Here is a 6,004-nt window from a genome sequence, read left to right on the forward strand (position 1 = left end):
CTACGACTTGTTGAACATTTGCAGCATACGCCGGGTGACCATAAAGCCGCCGACGATGTTAATTGTTGCGATTAAGACAGAGATGCCCGCAAGTACTGGCACAATCCAGCTGCCGCTGCCCAACTGCAAAAGTGCCCCCAAGATGATAATCCCGGAAATTGCGTTTGTGACAGCCATCAGCGGCGTGTGCAGCGAATGTGAAACATTCCAAATAACCTGAAACCCGACAAAAACAGCCAATACGAACACGATAAAGTGCTGCATAAACGCTGCAGGGGCATAAAGACCGATCAGACCCATAAGTGCGGCACCAAAAACAAGAAGGCCAACCTGCTGACGCCCTGCCTTGCGCTCCGCTGCAACAGCATCCGCCGCAATTTCTTCCGCCGTTTTCTCGGGTACTTTGGGTTTTTGTGCGGCGATTGCCGCCACTTTAGGCTTAGGTGGAGGGAATGTGATTTCGCCGTTTTTGGTAGCAGTGGCGCCACGAATAACGTCGTCGTCCATGTTGATGTTGATCTGCCCATCTTTTTCTGGCGTCAGATCATCCATCATGTGGCGAACATTTGTGGCAAACAAAGTCGAAGATTGGGTCGCCATCTGGCTTGGGAAGTCTGTGTAGCCGACTACAACAACGCCGTTTTCTGTGGTAATCTTCTCACCACTCACCGTAAGATCACAATTGCCGCCTCGTTCCGCTGCCAAATCGACAACGACAGAGCCCGGCTTCATGGCCTTGACCATGTCCTCAAGCCAGAGTTTCGGCGCGTCGCGGCCGGGGATTAATGCAGTGGTGATTACGATGTCAACGTCTGGCGCTTGTGCTCTGAAGCATTCCAGCTGTTTCTCTCTGAATTCGGGGCTGGATGGGGCTGCATATCCCCCGGTTGCCGCACCATCGCCTTGCTGATCTTCGAAATCGAGCATAAGGAATTCGGCGCCCATGGATTCAATTTGCTCGGCAACCTCCGGGCGCACATCAAAGGCCCGAACAATGGCGCCTAAGGACTGGGCAGTGCCAATCGCGGCAAGCCCGGCAACGCCAGCGCCGATTACCAGTACCTTGGCAGGCGGGACTTTACCAGCAGCTGTAATCTGCCCGGTGAAGAAGCGGCCAAAATTGTTGCCAGCTTCAATAACAGCGCGGTAACCTGCAATGTTGGCCATGGAAGACAGCACGTCCATTTTCTGCGCACGAGAGATGCGCGGAACCATGTCCAGAGCAATTACATTAACTTTTTTGTCGGCAAATTTTTGCAAGAGCTCGCCATTTTGGGCGGGCATGAACAGGCTAACCAGGGTCTGCCCGGCGCGGGCCCGCGCAAGCTCGCTTTCTTGTGGTTCGCGCACCTTGGTGATGATGTCGGCCTGTGCCCAAAGCGCTGCCTGATCGGAGACAACTTCAACGCCAGCCTTTTCATAGTCTTCATCGGAAAAGTTGGCAGCGGCGCCCGCACCGGATTGAATCAAGCACGTATAACCAAGTTTTTGCAGCTGTTTCGCGCTGTCCGGGGTAAGTGCCACACGGCGCTCACCTTGGAGGACCTCTGTTGGTGCCCCTATCTTCATTGTATGAACCTCTCATCTGCCAAGTGCAGGCTAGTTGCCAGTTCCTTTAGTCCCACGGATGGTTGTTGCCACCCTTAAGCTGCCTCTTATGTGCCAAAAACGAAGCGTACAACTCGTGACACAAAGCCGCAGCATGACGTAAGAAAACGCGAATCCTTTAATATCGAGCTAGTCATAACTGGCCGCATTCTTGCACAAACTATCGCAAAAGGCGTCCAAACTGGCCTACGTCTAAAGAATAATATGGCAAGTCTAGGCATGTAGCGTCCAGAGTTGACTTTGTGTTGTTAATTGAAAAATGTTCAACATCAAAAGGTAACAAACATATTGCTTGCATGGAGGGTACGTGGCTTTGCGGAGATATTTGCAATAGTTTCGCTTGAACTATGAGCTTGGTCGAAAACTTCACTTCATCCTTCTCGTAGGGCAGTGGTTTTATTCTACGGCATGCGTTTGCATAAATGTGTATGTGCACACGCAAAAAACTTGAAATAGTTGCTCGCGTCAACTATCTAGGCAGATAATGTTAGAAGGATAGTTGCAGGTTGAGCCAATCAGTTGAAAAAAATGGCCTGAATTGTTGTCCGGCACAACAAGTCTACGACCAGATTGTTTCTCTAGCGTGGCACATGTCTTTGACGCAAGGTCAGGGGAATTGTTGTAGCTTCTCAGAGTTTTGTGCATTGCGTGTCGTTGCAAGCTACCCTGATTGTGCGCAGCAACAAATTGTTAGCGAACTGGCGCTTACCAAAAGTGCAGCTTGCAGAATCGTGCGCCGGTTAGAGGAGCGGGGCCTGCTTCGGATCTCCGCCAGCGCACAGGATGCGCGTGTTCATCGTCTCGCGTTAACGAGTGCAGGGCAAACGTTGTTGGAGAGCCATCACCAAGCAGATTGCGATCGCTTGCGTGGTTTCTTCCAATCATTGCCTGACGACGAGATTCCAAAATTCTCAAAAAAACTCTCACAATTGCTTGCCTGCTTTAGCCCAAAATCTTCCGAGGAAGAAGGACTTCCTATGGCTAAGCTATCAGAAAAAAAGCAGAGCTTTAGCGCTGCTCCGTGTTATACTCCTACAAAAAACGGATAGGTATCATGTCTCTCAAGAGCCATTTGCTTGATACCCTCGATCAAGCTTGCGCACAAAAACTCGTAGAAGGACTGCGGGTTGGTATTGAGAAAGAAGCCCTGCGTGTCACCGCAAATGGGCGTATCTCGCCTTTACTTCACCCTGAAAAACTTGGCAGGGCACTGACGCACCGCTCGATAACAACGGATTTTGCAGAAGCTCAGCTGGAGTTTATCACAGGGGCGAACACTGATACCAGCGCAAGCCTCACCGAGTTGCGGGATTTGCATATCTTTGCGGCAAAAAACATCCCGGAAGGTGAGATTTTTTGGAATGCCAGCATGCCGCCAGCGCTCGCCGGTGAAGATGAAATACAGATTGCCACCTATGGCTCTTGTAATGCGGCAAGGCTGAAAACTTTATATCGTCAAGGGCTTGCATATCGCTACGGCAAAACTATGCAAACGATTTCCGGTATTCACTACAACTTCTCATTCCCGGATGAATACTGGCAAGCCATGCGGGCGCAAAACGTGGAGGATTTGAGCCTGCAGGAGTATCGCTCCGAGGGTTACCTGTCTTTACTTCGCAATTTACAGCGACACGGATGGCTGCTGCTATATTTGTTTGGCGCATCTCCTGCACTTGATGCCAGTTACACAAGAGGCGCGCCACAAGGATTGGAGCAACTGGGTGCCGCAACCCTCTACGGCCCCTACGCCACTTCATTGCGCATGAGCGATCTAGGCTACTCCTCTGTAGTGCAGGGCAAGCTGGATATCCACTTTAATTCCATGCATGACTATCTGTTCGGCTTGCGGGCAGCGCTGGAGACATCCGAGCAAGTCTACGAGGAAATTGGCCTTGGCGAGGATGGGGCACATAAGCAAATAAACACGCATCAGCTGCAGCTGGAAAACGAGCTTTATGGTTCTGTTCGGCCCAAACGGGTAGGACGCAATGGCGAACGGCCAATACGCGCGCTGTGTAACCATGGAGTTGAGTATATCGAGCTTAGATCGCTGGATGTAAACCCGCTTATACCTGTCGGTATCGATGCGGAACAGGTCACTTTCTTGAATGTCTTTCTGACACTGATGGTGTTGCTCGACAGTCCGGCGATATCGGCAGAACAGCAAGCCGTCTTGCAAGATCAGCTCCGTCTGGTTGCTCGCGAAGGACGGCGCCCAAACTTGCAAATGCCAGCGCTAGAAACAAGTTTGAGTAATGCTGCGGGTGAGCTGCTGGAAGCGGCTCTTACGTTGGCAGAAAAAATGGATGGTGCAGAAACCGCCCATTTCTCGCGGGCTGTACTTGCGCAAATGAAGAAGGTTGAGGAACCGGAGCGAACACCCTCAGCACAAGTGCTGGAGCGCGTGCTGATCGCCGGTTCATGGCAGGCGTTCATGCAGGATATGGCGGCCGCACAAACGGCGAATCTTCGCGCTGTAACTTTACCAAGCGAGGTTGAAACGCAGATGCAAGCGCTCGTCTCTGAATCAGTTGCCGCGCACGCTCAGCTTGAATCAGATGAAGAGTTGGAGTTCGAGCAATATCTTGCAGGGCAACGCTATTACCAAAGAGCGCCGGAAGGGCCGTGCTGACTTGGCGTAATTAAGCCGAAGTAGAGCGTTATGGGCGGCTGCAATTGTATGTTTGCCGCCTTTTTACTCTAAAGCTTCTACATTTATTCAGTCGCATAAAAGAGAGGGAGGGCGCTCATAGCATAAGGTGCCCTTTCATATGCCAGAGCGTAGGTATTTGATTGGAGCCAATTATGTCACTTGCACTAAAAAATCCAGAGCTTTTGCAAACAAAAGGCTTCATCAATGGGAATTATTGCGGTGCAGATGCGGCATGTACAGTCACAAATCCATCGACGCATGAAGTCATAGCTGAGGTTGCAGATTGCACGCGAGAAGATGTGAGACAGGCAATCTCCTGCGCTGAGAAAGCGCAGAAGCAATGGCAAAGGCGAACCGCCAAGGACAGGGCCGCTGTGTTAAAGCGGTGGTACGGCTTGCTTTTGGAAAATGCGGATGACCTTGCCATTATCCTCACAGCGGAAATGGGTAAGCCATTGAGCGAGGCCAAGGGCGAGATCCTGTATGGAGCGAGCTTTGTTGAGTGGTTTGCTGAGGAAGCAAAGCGCGTTTACGGCGAGACCATCCCTGCGCATCAGGAAGATAAGCGCATCATGGTTATCAAGCAGCCTGTTGGTGTTGTTGGGGCAATAACGCCATGGAATTTTCCAAATGCTATGATTACCCGTAAAGTTGCGCCGGCACTTGCAGCGGGTTGCGCAATTGTTGTTAAGCCTGCAATGGAAACCCCGCTTTCCGCTCTTGCTCTGGCGCATTTGGCTGAACGGGCCGGTCTCCCCAATGGGCTTCTCAACGTGCTTCCTTCTTCACGGGCAGAGGATGTGGGTGAGGAGCTGTGTACAAACCCTAGTGTACGAAAGATAAGCTTCACTGGCTCGACAAATGTTGGCCGCATCCTCATGCGCCACAGCGCCAATCAGATTAAAAAGTTGTCGCTTGAGCTTGGCGGGAATGCACCTTTTATTGTTTTTGATGATGCTGATCTGGAAAAGGCTGTCGAGGGAGCGATCGCTTCCAAATTTCGCAATGCTGGACAGACATGCGTTTGCTCAAATCGCATATACGTGCAAGAGGGTATTTATGATGCCTTTGCAGAGAAAATGTTGAAAGCCGTTAAGCAATTAAATACCGGTGATGGATTTGCCCCAGCGACCACAATTGGACCGCTTATAAGCGAAGCGGCGCTTGGAAAAGTAGAGGAACACATTGCCGATGCACTGAGTAAAGGCGCATCTTTGCTATGTGGAGGGAAGCGCAGCGATTTGGGCGGGACATTTTTTGAGCCAACTTTGATTGGCAATGCCACTGCGGATATGAAAGTGGCAAAAGAAGAAACTTTTGGCCCTCTAGCACCGTTATTCCGCTTTTCTCAAGAAGATGAAGTGATTGCAGCGGCGAACGACACGGAATATGGGCTTGCTGCATATTTTTATAGCCGTGATTTGGCGCGTGTTTACAGGCTAAGTGAAGCGCTGGACTACGGAATGGTGGGTGTTAACACCGGTATGATTTCAACCGAAGTCGCACCATTTGGTGGCGTAAAGCAGTCTGGTATGGGCCGGGAAGGCTCAAAGTACGGCATTGATGATTATCTAGAGACCAAATACATCTGCACGGCTTTGTCAGGTTATTTGGAATTAGACGCATAAACGCGCTATCACCTTTTTTAAGCGTGCAATTCGGCTGTGTAGTCGTTCCATAAGCTAAAAGCGTCATTGCGCGCATGGCGGAATGAAGCGGCTGAAAGGCGATGGCGTTTAGGAC

The 6,004-nt window shown here is 50.8% G+C and carries 4 protein-coding genes and 1 pseudogene; 3 read left to right on the forward strand and 2 right to left on the reverse strand.

Translation table 11 applies throughout. The features are described from left to right. Entirely contained in the window at positions 1-1,569 is a 1,569-nt protein-coding gene (locus AYK82_RS00990) for a Re/Si-specific NAD(P)(+) transhydrogenase subunit alpha (RefSeq protein ID WP_068310412.1), read from the reverse strand. Positions 1,570-2,198: 629 nt separating this feature from the next. On the opposite strand from AYK82_RS00990, the gene AYK82_RS18565 reads away from it, so the two are divergent. The 3 genes from AYK82_RS18565 to AYK82_RS01005 all read left to right on the forward strand — a co-directional run bounded on the left by AYK82_RS18565 (position 2,199) and on the right by AYK82_RS01005 (position 5,889). Further along, complete coding sequence (locus tag AYK82_RS18565) at positions 2,199-2,657, forward strand: MarR family winged helix-turn-helix transcriptional regulator (protein WP_068310414.1); 459 nt, start codon at positions 2,199-2,201, stop codon at positions 2,655-2,657. A gap of 5 nt (positions 2,658-2,662) precedes the next feature. After that, positions 2,663-4,240, forward strand: coding sequence for a glutamate--cysteine ligase (gshA, locus tag AYK82_RS01000; RefSeq protein ID WP_068310416.1), 1,578 nt, complete (start codon positions 2,663-2,665; stop codon positions 4,238-4,240). A 173-nt stretch (positions 4,241-4,413) separates the two neighbouring features. Continuing rightward, positions 4,414-5,889 (forward strand): NAD-dependent succinate-semialdehyde dehydrogenase, encoded by a 1,476-nt coding sequence (locus AYK82_RS01005; RefSeq protein ID WP_068310418.1) that lies wholly within the window; start codon positions 4,414-4,416, stop codon positions 5,887-5,889. A gap of 17 nt (positions 5,890-5,906) precedes the next feature. Here the strand turns inward: AYK82_RS01005 and AYK82_RS17910 are convergent. Continuing rightward, positions 5,907-6,004: pseudogene (locus tag AYK82_RS17910) on the reverse strand (IS6 family transposase); the annotation flags it as partial.

This window comes from Polycladidibacter hongkongensis, from assembly GCF_001561995.1.
Lineage (GTDB): Bacteria > Pseudomonadota > Alphaproteobacteria > Rhizobiales > Stappiaceae > Pseudovibrio > Pseudovibrio hongkongensis.

Excerpts from the sequence above, each read along its gene's own strand:
- AYK82_RS00990 (WP_068310412.1), bottom strand. The coding sequence starts at position 1,569 with ATGAAGATAGGGGCACCAACAGAGGTCCTCCAAGGTGAGCGCCGTGTG.
- AYK82_RS18565 (WP_068310414.1), top strand. The coding sequence starts at position 2,199 with ATGTCTTTGACGCAAGGTCAGGGGAATTGTTGTAGCTTCTCAGAGTTT.
- gshA (WP_068310416.1), top strand. The coding sequence starts at position 2,663 with ATGTCTCTCAAGAGCCATTTGCTTGATACCCTCGATCAAGCTTGCGCA.
- AYK82_RS01005 (WP_068310418.1), top strand. The coding sequence starts at position 4,414 with ATGTCACTTGCACTAAAAAATCCAGAGCTTTTGCAAACAAAAGGCTTC.